This window comes from Streptomyces sp. NPDC037288 (assembly GCF_055603265.1).
On the sequence record NZ_JBVJVY010000053.1, the window covers coordinates 1 to 22,121 of the forward strand.

The 22,121-nt window shown below is 73.1% G+C and carries 17 protein-coding genes and 1 pseudogene; 10 read left to right on the plus strand and 8 right to left on the minus strand.

Translation table 11 applies throughout. The features are described 5' to 3' along the window. Together ACZ7GZ_RS36625 and ACZ7GZ_RS36630 are read left to right on the plus strand one after the other, a co-directional pair. Nucleotides 1–288 (plus strand): annotated as a pseudogene (locus ACZ7GZ_RS36625) (metallophosphoesterase); the annotation flags it as partial. A 706-nt stretch (nt 289–994) separates the two neighbouring features. After that, nucleotides 995–2,371 carry an MFS transporter gene (locus ACZ7GZ_RS36630; RefSeq protein WP_471031159.1) on the plus strand — a complete coding sequence of 459 codons (1,377 nt, stop codon included), beginning with the start codon at nt 995–997 and terminating at the stop codon, nt 2,369–2,371. A gap of 45 nt (nt 2,372–2,416) precedes the next feature. Here ACZ7GZ_RS36630 and ACZ7GZ_RS36635 read toward each other — a convergent pair whose 3' ends face one another. The 4 genes from ACZ7GZ_RS36635 to lnt all read right to left on the minus strand — a co-directional run bounded on the left by ACZ7GZ_RS36635 (nt 2,417) and on the right by lnt (nt 7,585). Beyond that, nucleotides 2,417–4,333, minus strand: a complete 1,917-nt coding sequence (locus ACZ7GZ_RS36635; protein WP_471031161.1) for a helix-turn-helix domain-containing protein — start codon at nt 4,331–4,333, stop codon at nt 2,417–2,419. A 76-nt stretch (nt 4,334–4,409) separates the two neighbouring features. Next, complete coding sequence (locus tag ACZ7GZ_RS36640; protein ID WP_471031162.1) at nt 4,410–5,225, minus strand: 3-hydroxybutyrate dehydrogenase; 816 nt, start codon at nt 5,223–5,225, stop codon at nt 4,410–4,412. 54 nt (nt 5,226–5,279) lie between these two features. Beyond that, nucleotides 5,280–5,759 (minus strand): NUDIX hydrolase, encoded by a 480-nt coding sequence (locus ACZ7GZ_RS36645; protein ID WP_471031165.1) that lies wholly within the window; start codon nt 5,757–5,759, stop codon nt 5,280–5,282. A gap of 215 nt (nt 5,760–5,974) precedes the next feature. Continuing rightward, nucleotides 5,975–7,585, minus strand: a complete 1,611-nt coding sequence (lnt, locus tag ACZ7GZ_RS36650; protein ID WP_471031166.1) for an apolipoprotein N-acyltransferase — start codon at nt 7,583–7,585, stop codon at nt 5,975–5,977. 403 nt (nt 7,586–7,988) lie between these two features. Here lnt and ACZ7GZ_RS36655 point away from each other — a divergent pair, with 403 nt between their 5' ends. Continuing rightward, the gene (locus ACZ7GZ_RS36655; protein WP_471031169.1) at nt 7,989–8,960 is read left to right on the plus strand and encodes an O-antigen ligase family protein; all 972 of its coding nucleotides are present in this window, start codon (nt 7,989–7,991) and stop codon (nt 8,958–8,960) included. Nucleotides 8,961–8,998: 38 nt separating this feature from the next. Here the strand turns inward: ACZ7GZ_RS36655 and ACZ7GZ_RS36660 are convergent, their stop codons facing one another. Together ACZ7GZ_RS36660 and ACZ7GZ_RS36665 are read right to left on the minus strand one after the other, a co-directional pair. Continuing rightward, nucleotides 8,999–9,544, minus strand: coding sequence for a hypothetical protein (locus ACZ7GZ_RS36660; RefSeq protein ID WP_471031171.1), 546 nt, complete (start codon nt 9,542–9,544; stop codon nt 8,999–9,001). Between the two features lie 107 nt (nt 9,545–9,651). After that, on the minus strand, nt 9,652–10,437 hold the full coding sequence (locus ACZ7GZ_RS36665) for a glutamate racemase (protein ID WP_471031172.1): 786 nt from the start codon (nt 10,435–10,437) through the stop codon (nt 9,652–9,654). A gap of 39 nt (nt 10,438–10,476) precedes the next feature. Here ACZ7GZ_RS36665 and ACZ7GZ_RS36670 point away from each other — a divergent pair, with 39 nt between their 5' ends. After that, nucleotides 10,477–11,670, plus strand: coding sequence for a glycosyltransferase (locus ACZ7GZ_RS36670; protein WP_471031217.1), 1,194 nt, complete (start codon nt 10,477–10,479; stop codon nt 11,668–11,670). A gap of 6 nt (nt 11,671–11,676) precedes the next feature. Here ACZ7GZ_RS36670 and ACZ7GZ_RS36675 read toward each other — a convergent pair whose 3' ends face one another. Continuing rightward, nucleotides 11,677–12,957 (minus strand): TerD family protein, encoded by a 1,281-nt coding sequence (locus ACZ7GZ_RS36675; RefSeq protein WP_471031218.1) that lies wholly within the window; start codon nt 12,955–12,957, stop codon nt 11,677–11,679. 292 nt (nt 12,958–13,249) lie between these two features. On the opposite strand from ACZ7GZ_RS36675, the gene ACZ7GZ_RS36680 reads away from it, so the two are divergent. The 4 genes from ACZ7GZ_RS36680 to ACZ7GZ_RS36695 all read left to right on the plus strand — a co-directional run bounded on the left by ACZ7GZ_RS36680 (nt 13,250) and on the right by ACZ7GZ_RS36695 (nt 18,013). Beyond that, a complete protein-coding gene (locus ACZ7GZ_RS36680) occupies nt 13,250–13,687 on the plus strand; it encodes a DUF6643 family protein (RefSeq protein WP_471031175.1) in 438 nt (145 codons plus the stop codon). A 43-nt stretch (nt 13,688–13,730) separates the two neighbouring features. Next, entirely contained in the window at nt 13,731–14,555 is an 825-nt protein-coding gene (locus ACZ7GZ_RS36685; RefSeq protein ID WP_471031177.1) for an MOSC domain-containing protein, read from the plus strand. Nucleotides 14,556–14,740: 185 nt separating this feature from the next. Beyond that, entirely contained in the window at nt 14,741–15,346 is a 606-nt protein-coding gene (locus tag ACZ7GZ_RS36690) for an Rv1733c family protein (protein ID WP_471031179.1), read from the plus strand. Between the two features lie 228 nt (nt 15,347–15,574). Beyond that, on the plus strand, nt 15,575–18,013 hold the full coding sequence (locus tag ACZ7GZ_RS36695; protein ID WP_471031181.1) for a right-handed parallel beta-helix repeat-containing protein: 2,439 nt from the start codon (nt 15,575–15,577) through the stop codon (nt 18,011–18,013). A 58-nt stretch (nt 18,014–18,071) separates the two neighbouring features. Here ACZ7GZ_RS36695 and ACZ7GZ_RS36700 read toward each other — a convergent pair whose 3' ends face one another. Continuing rightward, nucleotides 18,072–20,429, minus strand: a complete 2,358-nt coding sequence (locus tag ACZ7GZ_RS36700; RefSeq protein WP_471031184.1) for a hypothetical protein — start codon at nt 20,427–20,429, stop codon at nt 18,072–18,074. A 306-nt stretch (nt 20,430–20,735) separates the two neighbouring features. Here ACZ7GZ_RS36700 and ACZ7GZ_RS36705 point away from each other — a divergent pair, with 306 nt between their 5' ends. Beyond that, entirely contained in the window at nt 20,736–21,578 is an 843-nt protein-coding gene (locus ACZ7GZ_RS36705) for a DeoR/GlpR family DNA-binding transcription regulator (protein WP_471031186.1), read from the plus strand. A 70-nt stretch (nt 21,579–21,648) separates the two neighbouring features. Next, a complete protein-coding gene (locus ACZ7GZ_RS36710) occupies nt 21,649–22,110 on the plus strand; it encodes an SRPBCC family protein (protein ID WP_471031188.1) in 462 nt (153 codons plus the stop codon). The last annotated feature ends 11 nt before the right edge of the window (nt 22,111–22,121 follow it).

The following is a 22,121-nucleotide window of genomic DNA, read 5'->3' on the forward strand; positions in this document are numbered from 1 at the left end:
CTGCCCGTCCTGCTCCTGGCACACCAGCCCAAGTTCGTCGACCGGGCGGCAGCCGCCGGCATCGACCTCCAGCTCTCCGGCCACACCCACGGCGGCCAGATCTGGCCCTTCCAGCACCTGGTCCGCCTCGACCAGCCCGCCCTCGCCGGCCTCAGCCACCACGGCACCCGCACCCTCCTCTACACCAGCCGCGGCACCGGCTTCTGGGGCCCGCCGTTCCGCGTCTTCGCCCCCAGCGAGATCACCCTGCTCGTGCTCCGCTCCCCGCACCTGCCCACCTCGCCGTAGCACTCGACGGGCCGGCACATCCGCTTGGAGCAGTCCACGAGCCGAGGGATGCGAAGTCGACAGATGACCAGGCCCGTCTCGCTGAGAACAAGATCCGGACCATTCCCGGGCCGACGGCTCCAACTAGCCATACGTGGCCACGTTTTACGCAGGTCAGCGACGCGTGACGCCTGTACCACCGCAGACGAGGAACCTGCTAAGCGCTCGACTCAACTGGCGAAGCATGACCGTCCGCCACATGACGGACCCTGACACGCCAACCGCACCACGACACTCGTCGGACTGACACAGCCGCTTCTATCACCCGGGCTTCGTCTGCGCTGCGGTACACAACTCGCGCCCCCGCAGGCCATCCCAACACTGCTAAGTCCGATCTGCGACTCATGCCGGAGTTCTACGCAACGTAGTCAGCACCAAGTCAGCACGGTAGGGGTGAGAAAGGGTGATGACATGGGCTTTTAGTCAGCACCAAACCAGCACGGGAGTCAGCACGGCGCCTTCAAATCATGCCGAACAACGCAACTCGGACAGCGCCCTTCGCGGCCTCATTGCGGCCGTCACCGAGGCTCTGGCAGCGCCCTCATGGGGGACGCATGCACTCCCACGCCCAGAACTATGGTGTCCCACCACATACGCCTTTGACCTGCACCTTCCTACGGTGTGGCGACACGCAAACGTCCCCGTCGAACGCCAGGAAGTGGTGCCGATGTCCTCCCCCGCGACCGCTCCACCAGCCCCGTCCAGCCTCCCCCGCATCGTCGCCGCCAGCCTCATCGGCACCACCATCGAGTGGTACGACTTCTTCCTCTACGGCTCGGCCGCCGCGCTGGTGTTCAACAAGCTGTTCTTTCCGGGCTCCGACCCGCTCGTGGGGACCCTGCTGTCGTTCCTGACATATGCCGTCGGGTTCGCGGCCCGCCCCTTGGGGGCGCTTGTGTTCGGGCACTTCGGTGACCGGCTGGGGCGCAAGAAGCTGCTGGTGCTGAGTCTGGTGATGATGGGCGGGGCGACGTTCGCCATCGGGCTGTTGCCCACGCACGCCACCGTCGGGGCCGCCGCGCCCGTGCTCCTCACCGTGCTGCGGCTCATCCAGGGGTTCGCGCTCGGCGGTGAGTGGGGCGGCGCCGTTCTCCTGGTGTCGGAGCACGGGGACGCGCGGCGGCGCGGCTTCTGGGCCTCGTGGCCGCAGACCGGCGCGCCGGCGGGGCAGTTGCTCGCGACCGGTGTGCTCTCGCTGTTGACCGCCGTGCTCTCCGACGACGCCTTCGGGACATGGGGATGGCGGGTCCCGTTCCTGCTCTCCGGCGTGCTGGTGCTCATCGGTCTGTGGATTCGGCTGTCCGTCGATGAATCGCCCGTGTTCAAGGAGGCGTTGGAGCGGGCCGAGGCCCAGCGCGCGGACGAGCCGGAGAAGCTGCCGCTCGTCTCCGTACTGCGGCATCACTGGCGGGACATACTGGTGGCGATGGGCGCACGCATGGCCGAGAACATCAGCTACTACGTGATGACCGCCTTCGTCCTCGTCTACGCCACCACCTCGGCCGGCGTCTCCAAGCAGACCGCACTCAACGCCGTGCTCATCGCCTCCGCAGTGCACTTCGCCGTCATCCCGGCCTGGGGCGCACTGTCCGACCGGGTCGGCCGGCGGCCGGTGTATCTGTTCGGCGCGGCCGGTGTCGGGCTGTGGATGTTCCCGTTCTTCTCGCTCGCGGACACCGGTTCGTTCGGGTACCTGGTCCTGGGCGTGACCGTCGGGCTCGTACTGCACGGCGCCATGTACGCACCCCAGGCCGCCTTCTTCGCCGAGATGTTCGCCACCCGGATGCGGTACTCGGGCGCGTCCATCGGCGCCCAGTTCGCCTCCGTTGCGGCGGGCGCACCGGCGCCGCTCATCGCCACCGCACTGCTCGACGACTACGGCAGCTCCACCCCGATCGCTCTGTACGTGATCGCCGCCGCGCTGCTGACCCTGGTCGCCGTGGGCGTGGCGCGGGAGACGCGGCACCGGGATCTCGCCCGCGTCGAGGCCGAGGGCGGCGAGTCCGCCGGTGCCAGTCCTGCCGCGCAGGCGCGGACGGTCTGACCGGTTCCGCACCCCTGACCCCCGTGCGGCAGGTCCGTACGGGGGTCAGCGTCTGTCCGGGGACGCCAACCGGTGCAGCCTCAGGGCCAGTTGGATCTCCAGGGCGCGGGCCGGGGTCTGCCAGTCCTCCCCCAGCAGCCGGCCCACCCGCTCCAGCCGCTGGGCGACCGTGTTCACATGGACGTGCAAGGCGTCCTTGGTGCGGGCCGGGCTCATCCCGCAGGCGAAGTACGCGTCCAGGGTGCGCAGCAGTTCCGTACCGCGTCGCTCGTCGTAGGACACGACCGGACCGACGGTGCGGTCGACGAAGCCGGCGACGTCCCGGTCGCCCGCGAGGAGTAGACCGAGGAAGCCGAAGTCCTCGGCCGCCGCGCCGTCCCCGGCGCGGCCCAGCAGGTGCAGCGCCTCCAGGCAGCGACGGCCTTCGGCGTAGGCGGCGGCGACGGTCTCGGGGTGGGCGGTGAGGTCGGTGACCGGGGCCGAGGCGCCGACCGTGACGGCTTGGTGGACGGCCGTGCCCAGATGGCGGGCCGTGCGGCGGGCCACCGCCGTGGCGGTGTCGCCGGTGGTGAGCGGCAGCAGCAGGACGGTGCCGCCGTCGCGTGCGGCGGCCAGGCCCTGCCGGGTCGCGGCGAGGTGGGAGGCGGCCGACCACAGGCGTCGGCGGGCCGCTGCCTCGTCGGCGTCGGCCGCCGGGCCGTCGAGGCGGGCGGCGAGCACCACATGGGTGGCGTCCAGGTCGGCGTGCAGCCGGGCGGCGCGTTCGCGCAGCAGGCGCGGATCCCGGTCGCGCGCGTCCAGCAGGTCGTCCAGCAGCTCGCCGCGCACGCGCTGTTCGGCCTCTGCCGCCGAGCGGCGGGCGAGCAGGAGCAGCGAGGTGACCATCGCCGCACGCTCAAGGGTGCGCTGGTCGACGGGGTCGAGTCCGGGGTGGCCGCGCAGGACCAGCGCGCCGAGGAGTTCGCCGCCGGCGGCGACGGCGGCGATCCAGTCGCTGCCGTGTCGTACGGCGTGTCCCTCGGCTCGGGATGCCTCGAGCGCCGAGGCCGGTGCCGCCTCCGCCTCGGCGAACTCGACGGTGCCGTCGAGGACTTCGGAGACGGCGGCGGACACGTCGTGCACCCCGCCGCCGCGCAGGACGAGTTCGGCGAGCCGGTCGTGGACGTCGGAGGCACGCTCGATGACGGCGCTGCGATCCCGGATGATCTCGTTGGCGCGCTCGAGGCCGGCCAGGGCCGCGCGGGTCTCGGTGAGCAGATTGGCGGTGTCGAGCGCGGCTGCGGCGAGCGCGGCGAAGGAGCCGAGCAGGGCGATCTGGGCGCGTTCGAAGACGCGTTCCCTGCGGTCCGCGGCGAAGAGGACGCCGATGACGTGCGGGCCGAGCATGAGGGGGACGCCGAGGATGGCGACCAGGCCCTCGTCGCGGACGCCGGCGTCGATGGTGAGGGTGTGCTGGAAGCGGGCGTCCTCGAAGTAGTCGTCCGTGACGTACGGCCGGGTCGTCTGGGCGACGAGGCCGCCGAGGCCCTCGCCCATGCCGAGGCGCAGTTGCTGGAAGCGGGCGGAGACGGAGCCCTCCGTGACCCGCATGTAGGTGTCGCCGCGTGCCGGGTCGTTCAGGGTGAGGTAGGCGACGTCCGTAGCGAGCAGGGAGCGGGCGCGCTGCACGATGGCTTGCAGGACGGCGTCCAGATCGCGCAGGCCCGCGAGGTCGTGGGCGGTCTCGAAGAGCGCGGACAGCTCGGCCTCGCGCCGCCGGCGTCCCTCCAGCTCGGCCCGCACGCGCAGGGCGAGCCGCTTGGCCTGTTCCAGCGCGGCGATCCGGTCGGCCGCCCTGCCCTGGGCACGGGCGAGCAGCACCGGCTGCTCGTACGCCTCCGGGGAGGCGTCGCGGGCCAGCAGCTCGAGGTACGCGGCCTCGGCGCTGCCGCCGGGTGCCGACTGAACGTGATCGCGAGACATGGTCACAGGATTCCGCATCGGCCGCCCGGCCCGTCAGGCCTGTGGAAAACTCCGGGGCCGGGCGCCACCGGGCCCTTCAATGGGCCGTCCATCCGCCGTCGAGCACCAGCGAGGTGCCGGTGACGAAGGACGCCTGCGGGCTGCACAGGTAGGCCACCGCTTCGGCGACCTCCTCGGGTTCGATGAGCCGCCGCACCGCGCTGTCCTTCAGCAGGACCTCGGACAGCACCCGCTCCTCGGGAATGCCGTGCGCCTGCGCCTGGTCTGCGATCTGCTGCTCCACCAGGGGCGTGCGCACATAGGCCGGGTTCACACAGTTCGAGGTCACTCCATGGGCGGCGCCTTCCAGCGCGGCCGTCTTCGACAGGCCCTCGAGACCGTGTTTGGCGGCCACATAGGCGGACTTGAAAGCGGAGGCGCGCAGCCCATGGACGGAGGACACATTGACGATCCGGCCCCAGCCCTGTGCGTACATGTGCGGCAGGGCACCGCGGATCAGGCGGAACGGCGCCTCCAGCATCACGGTCAGCACGGTGTGGAAGACCTCGGGCGGGAACTCCTCGAGCGGGCGGACCAGTTGCAGCCCGGCGTTGTTGACCAGCACGTCGGTGCCGGCGGCGGCGCGTTCGGCGGCGTCGAGGTCGGTGAGGTCCACGGCGTGCGGTACGACGGTGCCCGCGAGGTCACCGGTGCGTTCCGCCTGCTGGGCCAGCTCGGCCAGACCGGTCTCGTCCCGGTCGACGGCGCGCACCTGCGCACCGGCGGCGGCGAGCCGCAGGGCGCAGGCGCGGCCGATGCCGCCGGCCGCACCGGTGACGAGCGCGGTGCGGCCGCCGAGGTCGAGGGCCAGGGGCTGCGGGCGGAGGCCGGGCAGATGGCTGGGCGAGGTCATGTGCCGACCCTAAGCGGCACCCACCCGTCACCACATGTGGTGACCGCCCATACTTCAGCCCACAGCCGTAGGGTCAAACCATGTGGGTGTCTCGGACATGGCCTGCTTGATCCGGAAGCGGTCGACCTCGTGGAGATCGGGCAGCGCGTCGACCTCGAACCAGCCCACTTCCAGGGACTCGTCGTCGTTGACCCTGGCCTCGCCGCCCACGGCCCGGCAGCAGATGGTGATGTCCATGAACTGGCAGCGGTCACCGTTGGGGTAGGTGATCGGCTCCAGGGCCTGGACGAGGACGACCCGCTCGGCCACGCAGTGCACCGCCGTCTCCTCGAAGACCTCCCGCACGGCGCAGGCCGCAGGCTGCTCGCCCGGCTCCGGGATACCGGCGATCACCGCCCACTTGCGGGTGTCCGACCGCCGGCCCAACAGCACCCTGCCCTCGGCGTCGAAGACGATCGCGGTGATCCCGGGAAGCCAGAGCAGCTGCCGGCCGGCGGAGGCCCGGAGGGTGCGGATGAAGTCAGGAGTAGCCATGGGCCCGACCCTAACCGGCCGGGCCCGCGCTCTCCCGGCAGTTCAGGGAGCGTACGCACCATTTCGGAGGGCGTGTGCCGGTCGTAGGTCTCTCCGCCGGCGCGTGCCGGTCGCAACGTCTGCACCCCCGCTGGTTCGTGCCGGCCGTACGTCTCCACCCGGCCGCGCGTCCCGGCCGTACGTCTCCACCCCGTCGGCGCATCCCGCTCGTTCGGCTACACGGCACCCGCGCGCCGACGGCGCAGCCCCGACCCGATCGCCCAGCCGATCCCGCCGGCCGCGACCAGCACCAGAGCGATCTCCGGAAGGGTGCCCAGCTCGGTCGCCGGGGTCTTCGACGTGCGCAGCGGGACCTTCTGCACCAGATAGGCGGGCACGAACATGCCGGTCTTCTGGGTGATCTTCCCGTCCGGCATGATGATGGCGCTCACGCCGCTGGTCACCGGCACGGTCACCGTGCGGCTGTGCTCGACGGCACGGATCCGCGACATGGCGAGCTGCTGGTAGGTCATCTCGCTGCGGTCGAAGGTCGCGTTGTTGCTCGGCACGGAGATCATCTCCGCGCCGTGCGTCACGGTGTCCCGCACGGCCCAGTCGAACGCGGCCTCGTAGCAGGTGGCGAGGCCCACCTTGGCGCCGTTTATGTCGAACACGCCCGGCGTGCCACCCCGGCTGAAGTCCTGCCGGACCATGCTGGTCCAGTTCTTGTTGATCGCGCCGACGAGCCCGCGCAGCGGGAGGTACTCGCCGAACGGCTGGACCTGCCGCTTGTCGTAGGTCTGCGTCGGCCCCTTGACCGGGTCCCACAGGATCTGCTCGTTGAGCAGTTTGCCGTCCTTCTCGACGACGCCGCCGACCGAGACGGGCACACCGACCGCCTTGGCCGCGCCCTCGATGACGGCGGCCGCGTCGGGATTGGTGTAGGGGTCGATGTCGGAGGAGTTCTCCGGCCACAGCACGTAGTCGGGCTTCGGGGCCTTCCCCGCCTTGATGTCGGCGGCGAGCGTGAGCGTCTCACGCACGTGGTGGTCCAGGACGGCCCGCCGCTGGGCGCTGAACTCGAGCCCCGAACGCGGCACGTTGCCCTGGATGACCGCGACGGTCCTGGTGCCGTCCTCGGCCTTGTCGCTCACCAGGGGCCGGGCAGCGACCGCGCCCGCCACCGGAACGGCCACGCTGAGCAGCGCGGCGGCAGCGGCCCCGCGCCGCACGGCACCCGTCCGGCGCCGCTCGGCGACCAGCCGGCCGGCCTCGTACAGGCCGAATCCGCACAGCACGACCGCGAAGCCGAGCACCGGCGTGCCGCCCACCGCGGCGAGCGGCAGGAAGACGCCGTCCGCCTGCCCGAACGCGATCTTGCCCCAGGGGAAGCCCCGGAACGGCGCACGCGCGCGTACCGCCTCGCCCGCGATCCATACGGCGGCCGCCCACACCGGCCAGGCGGGCAGCCTGGAGACGGCCGCGACACCGACACCGACCAACCCGATGAAGACCGCCTCGATGGCGACGAGGGCCAGCCAGGGACCGGGACCGACCTCCACGCCGGTCCACACCAGCAGCGGCAGCAGGAAGCCGAGGCCGAAGAGGTAGCCGAGGCCGAGGGCCGCCTTCCCGTCACGGCCGCGCAGCACCCAGCCGAAACCGGCGAAGGCGGGCAGCGCCAGCCACCACAGGGGGCGCGGCGGGAAGCTGACGTAGAGCAGCACTCCGCAGAGCGCGGAGGCTACGGCCGGCACCAGGCGCAGCAGCCGGCCGCCGCGCACGCCGGAGGCGGAGGGCGACTGGAGCTGGTCCGACTGGTCCACGGAAGTTGCGGTGACGGTCACCCGGGTGAGTGTACGGCGGGGAACCGTGCCGCCGACAGCGCGGTACGAGGGCCGGTTACCGGCTCCGCCGGCCTCGGTTGTCCCTGGTCGCCGCGCTCCCCGGATCTCCTGCCCTCCGGCGCGGGCTCCGGAGTCCCTCCCTGAGTCAGGGGCCGGCACCGGCTCCCGGCGCCCGAGCGGAAAGAACCGTTCCGTCGCATCTCGTCCCCAAACCGGTCACCAGCCGCTACGGTGTGCCCAGCCCCGGCAGTGCCGCCGTATCCGGCGCCGTGCCCTGCCGTGGCCGGACACAGGTCGGGGACAGGCGCGAGGGGCGGCAGTGGGGGCGACGCAGACGAGGCCCGCGGCCCGGGTGGACGGGGACGCGGCCGGGGTCGGAGGAAACGTTTCTGACGGCACGGGCATGATCCTGCTCGGTGCCTGCGCCGCATGGTCGCTGATCACCGCGGCGGCCCACGACGGACGCCCCGAGGGCGTCCTGCTCGCGGTGCTCGCCGTGGCCGCCGGTCACGCCGCCGGCCGGGTCTCCGGGGCCCTGCTGCCACTGGCCGCGCCCTGCGCCGGTGCGGCGGCCGGGCTCGCGCTGGCCGTGGCGCTGCCCGGACTCTCCGCGGGCCCCCGGTACGCCGCCCCGCTCGGGCACGCCGGCGGCACCGCCGTCCTGCTGACGCTGGCCACCGGAGCCGCGTGCTGTGCCGCCTGGTCGACGTCCGTACCGGGGCTGCGGCTGCTGCTGCGGGTGCTCGCCGCCGGGATCGTGCCGGCCGGCGCGGTGCTGGGGTCGGCGGCCGGTTGTGCCGCAAGTGCGGCCGTGCTGCTGTGTTCGCTCGCCGCGGGCCCGGTGTCCCGCCGTGGCGGGTGCCTGCTGGGTCTGGCCGTGGCGGCGGCCCTGGTCGCCGGGACGACGTGGGCGCTCGCCGCGGACGTACTGCCGGGCGGCCTCGTCGGGGTCGTCGAGGGCCGGCTGACCGGGCACCGGGTGGCACTGTGGCAGGACACCCTGCGCCTGGCGGGCCGGAACCCGGGGCTCGGGGTCGGTCCGGGACGGCTCGGCGGGCTGGGCGGCACGGCGCCGCAGACGCTGTCCGCCGACGGCAAACCGCACTCCGCCCTGCTGCAGCTGGCGGCGGAGCAGGGCCTCGTCGGGGTCTTCCTGGTCGCCGCCGCGTTCTGCTGGGTGCTGCACGCGCTCTGGCGCTCTCCTCGCTCCACCCCGGTCGCCCTCACCGCCGGCGCCGCGCTGACGGCGCTGGCCGTGTGCGCCACGGTGAGCAACGCGCTGAGCTTCACCACGGTGACCGTGGGCGCGGGGCTGCTCGCCGGGTGGGCGACGGCGCGGCCGTGGCCGCGCAACGGCACGGAGCCCCGGTTCTGAGCGGAGTCCCGCCGCGCGCCGGTGCGCGGTGCGCGGCCTCAGCGGGCCGAACGCGGGCCGGTCGTCCGCAGCCGGGCTCTGATGACCCGTACCGCCGACTCCGCGTTGTCGACGGTGATCGTGAAGGTGTGGCCGTCCCACAGGCGCAGCACGACGCCCTCGCCCCGGCGTACGACGACGGCGGTGCCCATCTCGGGCCGCCACCGGTAGCCCCAGCCACCCCAGTGCCTGGGCGTGACGAGGGCGGTGAAGTCGGCACCGGCCACGTGCGAGAGCGGGATGCGGCGGCGCGGCAGCCCTATGTGACCGCAGCGGACCTCGAGGGACTCCTTGTCGAGCCTGAGATCGACGTGCACGAAGGCGAGCGTGCCGAAGAGGACCAGCAGACCGGCGGCGATGCAGCCCACGACGGACATCACCAGCGGGGCGACGCCGGAGGTCCACGCCGAGTCCACCGCCAGCTCGATACCGAGCGCCATGCAGGCCGCGCCGACCAGCGCCAGCAGCCACTGGACGCGGTTCGTGGCGCGCCCGGTCCAGACGTCGGGGTCCGGGCTGTCGTCGGCGTGGAGGCGGTCCCTCATGTTTATGAGGTTACTCAGGTTTCGCTGCGCGGGTAGGGCGTGGCGGAGGGTGACTGACCCGAGTGGGCCAGGGCGCACCCGGGCACGGTCGCGCGTCGCGCGGCCGGTCAGCGGACGGGGCTGACCGCCTGCAGGAAACGGCCTTCGCCGTAGGACAGAGCCGTGTCCGGGAGTGTGGCCTCGCGACCGCTGAGCAGCACCGTGAGGGTGGTGTCGGCGACGGCGGCCGGGTCCGGCTCCGCTCCGATCCGGCGCAGGGCCTGGGCGGCCACCGCCCCGGCGGAGCCGTGCAGTATGAGCGGCGGACGGCCGGGCCGCTGGACGGCTTCCCGGATGCGTTCGCCGACCAGCTCGTAGTTGGTGCAGCCCAGGACGACGGTGGTCACGTCCTCGGGGGTGCGCGCGGCGGCCGAGGCGATGGCGGCCTCGATCGCGGCCTCGTCCGCGTGGTGCACCGCGTCCGCGAGGCCGGGGCAGGCCACCTCGGTGACGGCCACTCCGCTGGCGAACTGCGCGATCAGGTTCCGCTGATAGGCGCTGCCCGTGGTGGCGGGGGTGGCCCAGATCGCGACATGGCCGCCACCCGCCGCGGCCGGCTTGATCGCCGGCACGGTGCCGATGATCGGCAGATCCGGTTCGAAACGGGCCCGCATCTGCGGCAGGGAGTGCACGGAGGCGGTGTTGCAGGCGACGATCAGGACATCGGGCTCATGGGCGGCGGCGGCCCCGGCCACGGCGAGGGCCCGCTGCGTGATGTCCTCCGGAGTGCGTGGCCCCCAGGGCATCCCGTCCGGGTCCCAGGAGAGCACGAGATCCGCGTCGGGCCGCAGCCGCCGTACCGCGGCGGCGGCCGGGAGCAGGCCGATTCCGGAGTCCATGAGCGCGATCTTCACCCGGCCACGATAGACGATCGGTCCGTGCGGCCCTCTCGGGTGGGGCAGACTGCGGGGGTGAGCGCCCTGCTGTGGATCACCGTCGTGTCGCTGGCCGCCTGGTGCTGGCTGCTGCTGTGCCAGGGCTTCTTCTGGCGCACGGACGTCCGGCTGCCGAGGCGCCGGGACCCGGAGGCGTGGCCGTCCGTCTGTGTGGTCGTACCCGCCCGCGACGAGGCCGCCGTGCTGCCCGCGTGCCTGCCGTCGCTGCTGACGCAGGACTATCCGGGCCGGGCGGAGGTCTTCCTGGTGGATGACGGGAGTACCGACGGAACCGGGGAGCTGGCGCGCGAGCTGTCCCGGCGGCAGGGCGGGCTGCCGCTGACCGTTGTTTCGCCGGGCGAACCGCCGGCAGGCTGGACGGGCAAGCTGTGGGCGGTGCGGCACGGTATCGGTCAGGCACGCGCGCGTGATCCCGAGTACCTGCTGCTGACGGACGCGGACATCGCGCACGCGCCGGACAGCCTGCGCGCGCTGGTGGCGGCGGCCCGTGCCGGAGGCTTCGACGTGGTGTCGCAGATGGCGCGGCTGCGGGTGGAGAGCGTGTGGGAGCGGCTGGTGGTCCCGGCGTTCGTGTACTTCTTCGCGCAGCTGTATCCCTTCCGGTGGATCGGCCGGAGGGGTTCGCGTACGGCCGCGGCGGCGGGCGGCTGTGTCCTGCTCTGCACCGCGATGGCGGAGAAGGCGCGCATCCCCGAGTCCATCCGGCACGCCGTCATCGACGACGTCGCGCTCGCGCGTGCGGTGAAGGACGCCGGTGGGCACGTCTGGCTGGGGCTGGCCGACCGGGTGGGCAGCGTGCGGCCGTATCCGCGGCTGCACGACCTGTGGCGGATGGTCTCGCGCAGCGCCTACGCCCAGCTGCGCCACAACCCGCTGCTGCTCCTCGGTACGGTCGCCGGGCTCGCGCTGGTCTACCTGGTGCCGCCCGCCGCGGTGGCCGTCGGGGCGGCGGGCGGCGGTACGGCGACGGCCGTCACCGGCGCTGTGGCGTGGGCGGTGATGGCGGGGACGTACCTGCCGATGCTGCGCTACTACCGGCAGCCGCTGTGGCTGGCGCCGCTGCTGCCGTTCACCGCGCTGCTGTACCTGCTGATGACGGTCGACTCGGCCGTGCAGCACTACCGGGGGCGCGGGGCCGCCTGGAAGGGCCGCACGTACACGCGTCCCGACGCCGTGCCCGACGAGGGCTGACCCCGGTCACTTGCGGCCGGGCGTCCAGTTCATGCCCCAGCCGTAGGCACGGTCTATGGTGCGCTGCGGGCTGACTCCGCGCTCCGGCACCAGGTACCGCGCCTCGCGCCGCACGAGGAGGTCGCCGCCCGTGTTGGTGATCAGGGCGAGCGCGCACACCGTGGAGGGGACGGTGCACTCGTCGAGCGAGAAGTCGATCGGGGCGCCGTGCTGCGGCTGGAGGGTGACGGTGGCGTGCAGGTCGGCGAAGGAGCTGGCGCCTTGGTAGACGGTGACGAAGACGAGGATGCGCCGGAAGTCCCGGGTGTGGTCGAGGTTGATGGTGAGGTTCTCGCCGTTCGCCACGGCACCGGTACGGTCGTCGCCGTCGAGGTGGATGTACGGCGGCCGGTGCAGCGACCCGAAGGCGTTGCCCAGGGCCTGGACGACGCCTTTGCGGCCGTCGGCGAGTTCGTACAGGGCGCACAGGTCGAGGTCCAGGTCTCCCTGTCCGCCTCCCCATCTGCTCCAACCGGAAGCCTCTTTGCGCATCCGCCAGTTGAGGTTCACCCGCATGGCACCGGAGGTGCCGCCCTGCTTGGCGAGCGAGACGGACGGCGCCGTCTTCGTGAGCGTGACCTTGGACAGGCGGACCGGCCGGGGCGCGGGAGCCGGAGGAGCCGTGGAAGGGGCCGAGGGCACGGGCGCGGGCGCCGGTGCCGGGGCTGTCGTCGGCGGGGGCGGCGGGGGCGTGGCCGAGGCCGCCGCGGTGGACGGTGCGGCGGGCTGGGGTTCGTCCACGGTGATACCGAAGTCCGTTGCCAGGCCTTCGAGTCCGCTGCTGTATCCCTGGCCGACGGCGCGGAACTTCCACGCGCCCTGGCGGCGGTAGAACTCGCCGAGCACGAAGGCCGTCTCGACGGTGGCGCCCGGACTGTCGAAGCGGGCGACCGTCCGTCCGGTCACGGCCTCGGTCACCTCGATGTAGAGGCCGGGGACCTGCCCGAAGGTCCCGCCGTCGGCGGAGGCGGCGAGGACGATCCGCTCGATCGTGCCCTCCACGCGCGCGAGGTCGACGCAGAGGGTGTCCGTCACCCCCGCACCGGTCGTCCTCTTGTCCTCGTGGCGCACCGCGCCGGACGGGTGGGCGGGCTGGTTGTAGAAGACGAAGTCGGCGTCGGAGCGGACCTTTCCGGTGGCGAGCAGCAGCGCGGAGGCGTCCGCGTCGGGCACGCCGGGTCCCGAGCGCCAGCCCAGTTCGACGCGCAGGGCCGTGGTCGGCACCGGTGTGTTCGACCCTTTCGGCATTGACATGTCCGCCCCCATCCGTGTCGGCTTCCGGGCACCCCGGGTCGTCCAGGTGATCCGTACCGGGACAACCTATTCCCGGGTACGGCAGGCTCCCATGCCGGCACCGGAAGATCGCCGGTCAACTGGCGGTAACCCCGTAGGAGCTCGCCCTTTACACGATTAAAACGTCGACCGACGTCCATTTTTGCCGAGTTCGCTCGGATTAGGGATCCCCGGTCACTGCAGGCACGGAAAACAACCCTCTTATCGGTCTCCCCAACGAGCACATCGTGGGCTTAACTTATGTGCCATGACCTCCCCCCGCTCCACTTATGGTGGCGGCTACTACTCCGCCTCCTTCCCGGACACCCCGATCTACGACTCACTCGTGGCCGAGCGGGGCACCCCGCAGATCGCCCCGATCCGGGTCCCCGGGTCCTACGACACGGGCAGCAGCCTGCCCGCTCTGCCGTCGGCACTTCCCGCCCTCCCGGCGGGCCCCTCGCCGCAGGCCCCCGCCTACGGCTATCCGCAGATGCCTCAGCCCGCACCGCTGCAGCAGGCGCCCACGGCCTACATCCCGCAACAGGCGAGCGCCCCGCGGGGCTACCCCGGCCCGCAGGCCCCGCAGCAGCAGCGCCCGATGGGGATGGGCACGGGATACGAGGCGATGCGCCCGGCCGCGCCGCGGCCCGCGCCGGCCCCCTACCAGGACCCGTACAACAACCAGCAGTACCGCGGCTACTGACCGGCGCACCGGCGCTGTCGGTGCCTCCTGGCACGATGGCGTCATGGAGAACGCCGAAGTGCAGTCGATTCACGTCCATCCGGTCAAAGCGTTCCGGGGCCAGGCACCCCGGGAGGCTGTGGTGGAGCCCTGGGGCCTGGCCGGAGACCGGCGCTGGACACTGATCGACGACGGGGGAAAGGTCGTCACACAACGCGAACAGCCGCGTCTCGCGCTGGCCGCCGCCGAGCTTCTGCCCGGCGGCGGCGTTCGTCTGTCCGCGCCCGGTCAGGCACCGCTGACGGTGTCGGTGCCCGAGCCGGCCGGCACCGTGCCGGTGAACGTCTTCGGCACGAAGGTCGAGGCGGTCCCGGCGGCCGAGGCCGCACACACCTGGTGCAGCGCCTATCTGCGCACGGACGTCCGCCTGGTCCACATGGACGATCCGGCCACCCGCCGCCCGGTCGATCCCGAGTACGCCCTGCCCGGCGAGACGGTGAGCTTCGCCGACGGCTACCCCTTGCTGATCACCACGACCGCCTCCCTCGACGCCCTGAACTCCCTGATAGCCGAGGGCGCCCAGGCCCACGAGGGCCCGCTGCCGATGAACCGCTTCCGGCCCAACGTCGTCGTCGCCGGCGCCGATGCCTGGGCGGAGGACCACTGGTCGCGGATCTCCGTCGGTGACGTGGTCTTCCGCGTCGCGAAGGCGAGCGGACGCTGTGTCGTCACCACCGTCGACCAGGACACCGCCGTGCGCGGCCGAGAGCCCCTGCGGACCCTGGCGCGCCACCGCAAGGCCGGCGCGCGGCTGATCTTCGGCCAGAACCTCGTGCCCCTCTCGACCGGCACGATCAGGGTCGGGGATCCGGTACGGGTGCTGGAGTAGCACCCGCCCCGGCTCGATGGCGGGGGAACCGGAGGGGGGTCCCCGTCGTTGGGAGAAGCACGAGAGATTCCTGAGAGGCCGCGTGCGGGACCGTCCGCGGCTGACGTGATGTCGCTCTCTCTTGCGCCGGGCCGCGGATGCGCGCCCGCGCGGGGGGTTATGACGGAGCGGGAGGGGGTGGGGACGTGCGGGCGATCAGTGGCCTGTGGCGCTGGCGGCGCAATCCGCTGCGGCGCACGACCGATCTGGCCGAGGCGTGGGTGGCCCTCGTGGCGCTCGTGCTGATCGCCGTGGCCGCGCCCGTGACCGCATGGCTGGTCGGCGCCGCCGCCCAGCATTCGCTGCAGCGGTCCGTGCGCGAGCAGCAGCGCACACGCCACCTCGTCACGGCCACGGTGATGCGTGACCTGGGTCAGGTCCCGCTGGAGACCGACCCCGACACCTCCACGGCGCGCGAGACCCACCGCCGTGTTCTGGCGGACTGGACCGCACCGGACGGCACCCACCGGCACGGCCCGACCCTGGCGGACCTCAAGTCCCCGCACACGGGGGACCACTTCAGGCTCTGGACGGACCCGCAGGGCCGAATAACGACCCGCCCGCTGGACTCCCCCACCGCGACGACACACGCGGTGCTCGCCGGGATCGGCGCGGCCCTGCTGGCCACGGGCCTGGTCGAAGCCGCCCGGCGGCTGACCGTCTGGCACATGGTCCGCATACGGTACGCACGCTGGGACCAGGCCTGGGACCGGGCCGGCCCGGACTGGGGCAAGGCGGGCACCGGCAGCTGACGGCCTTCCGGCTCTGGTCAACCCACCCTGCACGCACACGCTACGGTGGACCGGCCGAAGCGCTTTCGGCGACAACCCGCGGACGAGCGAACCGCAGAGGCACGCAGCTTCGGGAGTGCGAACGCGCACCAGCCCCAGGGGCTGAGCACGGTCGCGGTCCCGGCACCGGCGGCGCGGCCCCTCCGGGAGCGAGCCGTCAGGACGACGAGGTGGGGGCACAGCAACGCCATGGCACAGGGCACGGTCCAGGTGACGCACACCGGTACGTCGCGGTGGCGGCGCCGCACGGGCGAGTACGCCTCGCTCGCCGCCGCCCTGGAGGCCGCCACCGACGGCGACGTCCTCACCATCGCCCCGGGCACCTACCGGGAAAACCTCGTCGTGCAGCGGGCGGTGACGCTCCGTGGCCCCGAGGGATCACCCGGCTCGGTACGGATCGCGCCCGTGGACGGTGTGCCGCTCACCGTGTGCGCCTCCGCCGTGGTGCAGGACCTCCATGTGGAGGGACAGGACGCGGCGGCGCCCGCGCTGCTGGTCGAGGAGGGCACGCCCGAGCTGATGGACGTGCGGATCGTCACCCGGTCCGCGGCGGGTATCGAGGTGCGCGGCGGCGCCCGTCCCACCGTGCGCCGGTGCACCGTCGACAACCCGGCCGGCATCGGCATCGCCGTGCTCGACGGCGCGAGCGGGGTGTTCGAGGAGTGCGAGGTCGTCGCGGCCGGGCAGGCGGGCGTGGCCGTGCGGGGCGGTGCCCGCCCGCGCCTGGAGCGCTGCCGGGTGCACCACGCCTCCGGGACCGGGCTGACCGCGACGGGCGAGAACTCGTCGCTGGAGGCGGTGGGTTGCGAGATCTACGAGGTCCGCGGCTCCGGCGTGCAGGTCACCCAGCGGGCCACGGCTCATCTGACCGACTGCGATGTGCACCGCACCACCGCCGACGGCGTCACCCTGGACACGGACGCGGTGCTCACGCTCGCCGACTGCCGCATCCACGACATCCCGGAGAACGCGGTCGACCTGCGCTCCCGCTCGGTGCTCACGCTGACCCGCACGACGGTTCGTCAGTTCGGGCGCAACGGCCTGTCGGTGTGGGACCCGGGGACCCGGGTGGACGCCAACCAGTGCGAGATCTTCGACAGCACCGGGGACTATCCGGCGGTGTGGATCAGCGACGGCGCCACCGCCGTCCTCGAGTCCTGCCGGGTGCACGACGTGCCGGACGCCCTGTTCGTACTGGACCGCGGTTCGCGCGCGGACGTCGTGGACAGCGACCTGTCGCAGGTGCGCAACACGGCGGTGTCGGTGAGCGACGGGGCCACCGCGCAGCTCGACGACTGCCGGATCCGGGAGGCGGCGACCGGAGCGTGGTTCCGCGACCACGGCAGCGGCGGCACGCTGAACAACTGCACCCTGGACGGCACCCAGACCGGTGTGATCGTCACCAAGGGCGCCGATCCGACCATCGAGCGCTGCACGGTGGACTCCCCCGCCGAGGCGGGTTTCTACATCTCCGCGGGCGGTCGCGGAAGCTTCCTGAACTGCCGGGTCAGCGGCAGCGGCGGCTACGGCTTCCATGTGATCGACGGCTGCCGTGCGACGCTGCGCAGGTGCCGCACGGAGCGCTGTGCGCGCGGTGGTTACGAGTTCGCGGACGCGGGCCCGGACGCCGGGTCCGGGACGGGTCCGGTGGTGGAGGACTGCACCAGTGACGAGAGCGGCGGTCTGCGGCCGTCCCCGGCCCGCGAGGCCGCCGTACAGACGGTGTCGCACTCCCCCGGGGTGCTCGGTTCGATCCCCGGGCAGCGCAGCACGGAGCAGGAGCCCCTGATCGCCGCCGCCGCGCCGGACAAGCCGGTGCGGACGTCGAAGGACGTGCTCGGGGAACTGGACGCGCTCGTGGGCCTGGAGAGCGTCAAGCGGGAGGTGCGGGCGCTGACCGACATGATCGAGGTGGGCCGGCGGCGGCAGCAGGCGGGTCTGAAGGCGGCCTCGGTCAAGCGGCATCTGGTCTTCACCGGCTCTCCCGGCACCGGCAAGACGACGGTGGCCCGGCTCTACGGCGAGATCCTCGCCTCGCTCGGCGTGCTGGAGAAGGGGCACCTGGTCGAGGTGTCGCGGGTCGACCTGGTCGGTGAGCACATCGGCTCCACGGCGATCCGCACCCAGGAGGCGTTCGATAAGGCGCGCGGCGGTGTGCTGTTCATCGACGAGGCGTACGCGTTGTCCCCGGAGGACGGCGGGCGTGACTTCGGCAAGGAGGCCATCGACACCCTGGTGAAGCTGATGGAGGACCACCGGGACGCGGTGGTGGTGATCGTCGCCGGCTACACGGCGGAGATGGAGCGCTTCCTGTCCGTCAACCCCGGTGTCGCCTCCCGCTTCTCCCGCACCATCACCTTCGGCGACTACGGCCCCGAGGAGCTGCTCAGGATCGTGGACCAGCAGGCCGAAGAGCACGAGTACCGGCTGGCACCCGGCGCGTCCGAGGCGCTGCTGAAGTACTTCACGGTCCTCCCGAAGGGCCCGGCGTTCGGCAACGGCCGCACCGCCCGGCAGACTTTCGAGGCGATGGTGGAACGGCACGCGGGCCGTGTCGCCCAGCTGGACGACCCCAGCACCGACGACCTGACCCTGCTGTTCGCGGAGGACCTGCCGGAGCTGCCCTGAGCGTCCGGCCGCACACGTTTCCCGGTCGTTGAGCAGTCGAGCACCGGCCTGGCGGGCGTCACCGCGGGGCCGGCGGCTCCGGTCGCGGTGCCGGCAGTTCCGGGTGCAGCCGGCTCAGCAGGCGGGCCCGTGTGCGGCCGAAGGCCGGGTCCGCCTGGTAGTCCGAGTGACCGAGGATGGGCGCCGGGAGAGGGTGCTCGGGTGTGCGGCCGTAGATGAGCGGGTCCCGCAGAGGGGCGTGGTCGACCTCCGGGGTCACGCCGTCGGGGACGCGGACGGGGCCGCCGATGGGGTCGGTACGGCGGTAGAGGTTGCCCCAGCAGGCGACGTCGCGGTGCAGGGCGGCGAGCGCGGGCGGTCCGAAGTGGGCCGGGAACCAGCGGCCGTACAGGCGCTCCAGCGGGGAGCCGTAGGTCAGCAGAGCGATCCGGCCGCGCACGGACGGGGGCAGCTGCCAGGCGGCGGCCACGGCCAGGACGCTGCCCTGGGAGTGACCGGAGAGGACCAGACGGCCTCCGGTGCGGTGCGTCCAGGTCGCGACGCGCCAGGTCAGGTCCGGTACCGCGCGCTCGGCGTAGCAGGGCGGTGCGAAGGGGTGCGCGGCCCGCGGCCAGAAGGTGCCGACGTCCCACAGGATGCCGATCGTGCGCCGTGCCGAGGCGTCCTTGTAGGCACGCCTGCCCCAGGTCACGAAGAGCACAAAGCCGAGGCCGACCAGCCAGGATCCCAGCGCCTGCGAGGTCTCGGCGACGGCCTGGAGGGCGTCGTAGGTGCGGCGGGCCGCTCCGTCGGGCGTCGTCCGTGTGGTCAGCGCGCCGGCCAGCGCCACACCGCCGAGCAGCAGGGTGGTGGCGGTGAGCACGGCGACGACGAGGGGTGCCCGGTCGGTGAGGGTGGCCATCGCGCGGACATGGGCGATGGCGCGGGTACGGCCGGGGTCCTCGGGTTCGCCGGGGTGCTCGTGGCGGACGCGGTCGCGTTCGGCGCGGGCCAGCCGGGCGGTCTGCGTCCCCAGCCCGGCGGCGAGGAGCAGCAGGACCGCGAGCACCGGCGGGATCGTGGACGCCTGCCAGGTCAGCAGGAGGGGCGGCCCGGGGAGCAGGGCGCGGGTGCCGTCCAGCCAGTCCGCGACGCGCTGCGCGAGCCCGCCGGACATCACACCGCCCAGCGCGCAGGCGAGCAGCGCGACGGCCGGTCCGCCGAGGCCACGCATCCCGGCGCGCGGATCGGGAGTGCGCCGGTGCAGATACCGGGCCACCACGGCGAGCGCGACGACCAGCAGCCCCTGGGTCAGCATCAGGGCCCCGAAGGCCGGGTCGCCCGGCAGCCGCCCGGTGGACCGCCAGCCGGGGCGGGCCCAGCCGGCGTAGACCACGGTGAGCAACAGCAGGGCGAACGCGCCCAGCGGCAGGAGTCGTACGAGGTGCCGGTCGGTCTGCTGATCGAGGCGCATCTCGCTGCGGCCCCGGCGGCAGACCACGGCCACCACCGCCGCCGCCCAGGCCAGCAGGGCCGCGGTGAGCAGCCCGCTCACGCACTGCAGGGCGGCGGGGCCGCCCGGCTGGTGGTCGAAGCGGGCCGCCGGGGTCGCCAGGGCGGCGGCGACGGTCAGCAGGGCCGCCGCGGTGTGCGCGGCGCGCAGCCGGGCCACGAGGCGGCGCCCGTACCAGAAGCCGGGCATGGCCAGCGCGCTGCCGTCGGTGTCCGGTCCGGGGTCGTGGGACATCGGCTGGTGGGACTCGTACGCGCTCCAGGTTCGGTGCGAGAGGTACCAGAGCAGGCAGGTCAGCGCGGTCGGCACCAGCGCGGCAAGGGCCAGCCGGCGGCCGGGCAGGCTCCACCAGCTGCCGTGCCCGTCGAAGGCCGCGGAGGCACGGGGCGCGAGGAAGGTCAGCCAGGAGTGGCGTCGGACGCAGTCATGGACGCCGGCGCACTGCCAGGCCACCAGGTCCAGGGCCACCTCGCAGACGGCGGCCACCAGGAGCACGGTCAGGGTGAGGGCGGCCAGCCGCACGAGGAGGCCGTACAGACGGACGCCGCGGTGCCGGCCGGCTACGGCGGGGCGCATCCAGTGGGCGAGGTTGACCACCATGAACGGCAGCAACACCAGCCACAGGGCGCGGCTGCCGTCGCCGGAGGTGAGGTTGCACCAGACGTACGCCTCCCGGACCGGCTCGTCCCGGGATCCTTTCGCCGCCACGTCCTCGGCGCGCCGGAAGACGGCGGCCGTGTCGTCACCGGTGATCCGGACGGTACGCGGGTCGCCGAGCATCTTCTCGGGGGTGGTCCCGCCCACCCCGTGCACCATCAGCTCCAGCTCGGCCTCCGGCGCGGGAGGCGGGCCGGGCCGGTCGTCCGCCGGCCCCGCAGCGCTGTCCGCCTGCTCCCCACTGGGGCTTTCCCGTGTGCGGTCCACTGTTCTCGCACCCCCGTGACGCGCCCGAAGGCCTGTGCCGATGCGGGCCTAGGATCTCGGCTGCGCCGGCTGCGTGCACCCCTTGTCAGGGAATCTCCCCGATCCGGGTGACGGCGGCGGGAGCGCCGGGGCGCGGGTGGCACATGTGGCCCGAGGGGCACCTGCGGCCCGTGACAGGTGTGGCGCAACCCGTACCGACCCGTGAAAGGATGGGACGCCCGCGCATCTCCGCCGGATGGAAGCTCCTGGTCGGGGGCGGTGCGCCGGGTGTGTCGGACGGATGGCGGCGAAAGGACCGGAGCGTACGTGAGTGAGAATCAGAACCTCCTCGCGGAGCAGCGCCGCGCCCTGATCCTGGACGAGGTCCGGCGCCGGGGCGGTGTGCGGGTCAACGAACTGACCCGCAAGCTCGGCGTGTCGGACATGACCGTCCGCCGTGACCTGGACGCCCTCGCCCGTCAGGGTGTGCTGGAGAAGGTGCACGGCGGGGCAGTGCCCGTGGTCGAGGCGAGCACCCACGAGCCGGGGTTCGAGGCCAAGTCGGGTCTGGAGCTGACCGCCAAGGAGGACATCGCCCGGGCCGCCGCCAAGCTGGTCACCCCGGGCACGGCGATCGCCCTGTCCGGAGGTACGACGACGTACGCGCTCGCGCAGCACCTGCTGGAGGTGCCCGACCTGACCGTGGTGACGAACTCGGTGCGGGTCGCGGACGTCTTCCACGCGGCGCAGCGCACCTCGGGCCAGCGGCAGGGCGCGGCCACGGTGGTGCTGACCGGCGGCGTGCGGACCCCGTCGGACTCGCTGGTGGGGCCCGTTGCCGACCAGGCGATCGCGGCCCTCCACTTCGATCTGCTGTTCCTCGGGGTGCACGGCATATCGGTGGAGGCCGGTCTGTCCACACCGAACCTCGCGGAGGCGGAGACGAACCGGCGGCTGGTGCACTCGGCACGCCGGGTCGTGGTGGTCGCCGACCACACCAAGTGGGGGACGGTGGGCCTGAGTTCCTTCGCCGCGCTGGAGCAGGTGGACACGCTCGTCACCGACGCGGGGCTGCCGGCCGAGGCCCGGGCGGAGATCTCGGAACACCTGCCGCGGCTGCTGGTGGCGGGCGAGCCGGACGCGGAGGGCCACTACACCGACGACATCTGACGGTGTGCCAGTTAGGCTGGCGGCGCAACACCCCGTTCCGCGAAGGGGCTTCCCGAGGGGGTTTCGCACCATGGCTCATCGTCTGCGCCCGGTCGGTATCGACTTCGTCGAGACGGCCCCTGTACGCCTGGTCTTCGCCCGGGAGATCGCCGCGGAGCCGGAGAAGGTCTTCCGCGCGCTCGCCGAGGACCCGGCCGGCTGGTCGGAATGGTTCCCCGGGGTGGCTTCCGTCCGGCCGGCCGGCGGCGGTCGCGAGGTGCGGCTGCGCGGCGGCGGCCGCTTCGAGGAGTCGGTGGTCGCAGCCAAGGCGCCGGAGCTGTACGCCTATCGCGTCGACGTGACGAACATGCCGGGCGCGCGCGCCTGGGTCGAGGAGTGGCGACTTGCCCCGGCCGGCACCGGGACCCGGGTGCAGATGACCTTCGCGCTCGACGGGACGGCGGCGTTCCGCCTGCTGTGGACTCTCGCCCGCCCGGGGCTGGGCCGCGCCTTCCGCGGTGCGGTCGCGCACCTGGACCGGCGCCTGGGCTGACCCTCCCGCCG

Bases quoted from the DNA above. Each gene is read 5' to 3' on its own strand.
- ACZ7GZ_RS36630 (WP_471031159.1), top strand. From the start codon at position 995: ATGTCCTCCCCCGCGACCGCTCCACCAGCCCCGTCCAGCCTCCCCCGC.
- ACZ7GZ_RS36635 (WP_471031161.1), bottom strand. From the start codon at position 4,333: ATGTCTCGCGATCACGTTCAGTCGGCACCCGGCGGCAGCGCCGAGGCC.
- ACZ7GZ_RS36640 (WP_471031162.1), bottom strand. From the start codon at position 5,225: ATGACCTCGCCCAGCCATCTGCCCGGCCTCCGCCCGCAGCCCCTGGCC.
- ACZ7GZ_RS36645 (WP_471031165.1), bottom strand. From the start codon at position 5,759: ATGGCTACTCCTGACTTCATCCGCACCCTCCGGGCCTCCGCCGGCCGG.
- ACZ7GZ_RS36655 (WP_471031169.1), top strand. From the start codon at position 7,989: ATGATCCTGCTCGGTGCCTGCGCCGCATGGTCGCTGATCACCGCGGCG.
- ACZ7GZ_RS36660 (WP_471031171.1), bottom strand. From the start codon at position 9,544: ATGAGGGACCGCCTCCACGCCGACGACAGCCCGGACCCCGACGTCTGG.
- ACZ7GZ_RS36675 (WP_471031218.1), bottom strand. From the start codon at position 12,957: ATGCCGAAAGGGTCGAACACACCGGTGCCGACCACGGCCCTGCGCGTC.
- ACZ7GZ_RS36680 (WP_471031175.1), top strand. From the start codon at position 13,250: ATGACCTCCCCCCGCTCCACTTATGGTGGCGGCTACTACTCCGCCTCC.
- ACZ7GZ_RS36685 (WP_471031177.1), top strand. From the start codon at position 13,731: ATGGAGAACGCCGAAGTGCAGTCGATTCACGTCCATCCGGTCAAAGCG.
- ACZ7GZ_RS36695 (WP_471031181.1), top strand. From the start codon at position 15,575: ATGGCACAGGGCACGGTCCAGGTGACGCACACCGGTACGTCGCGGTGG.
- ACZ7GZ_RS36710 (WP_471031188.1), top strand. From the start codon at position 21,649: ATGGCTCATCGTCTGCGCCCGGTCGGTATCGACTTCGTCGAGACGGCC.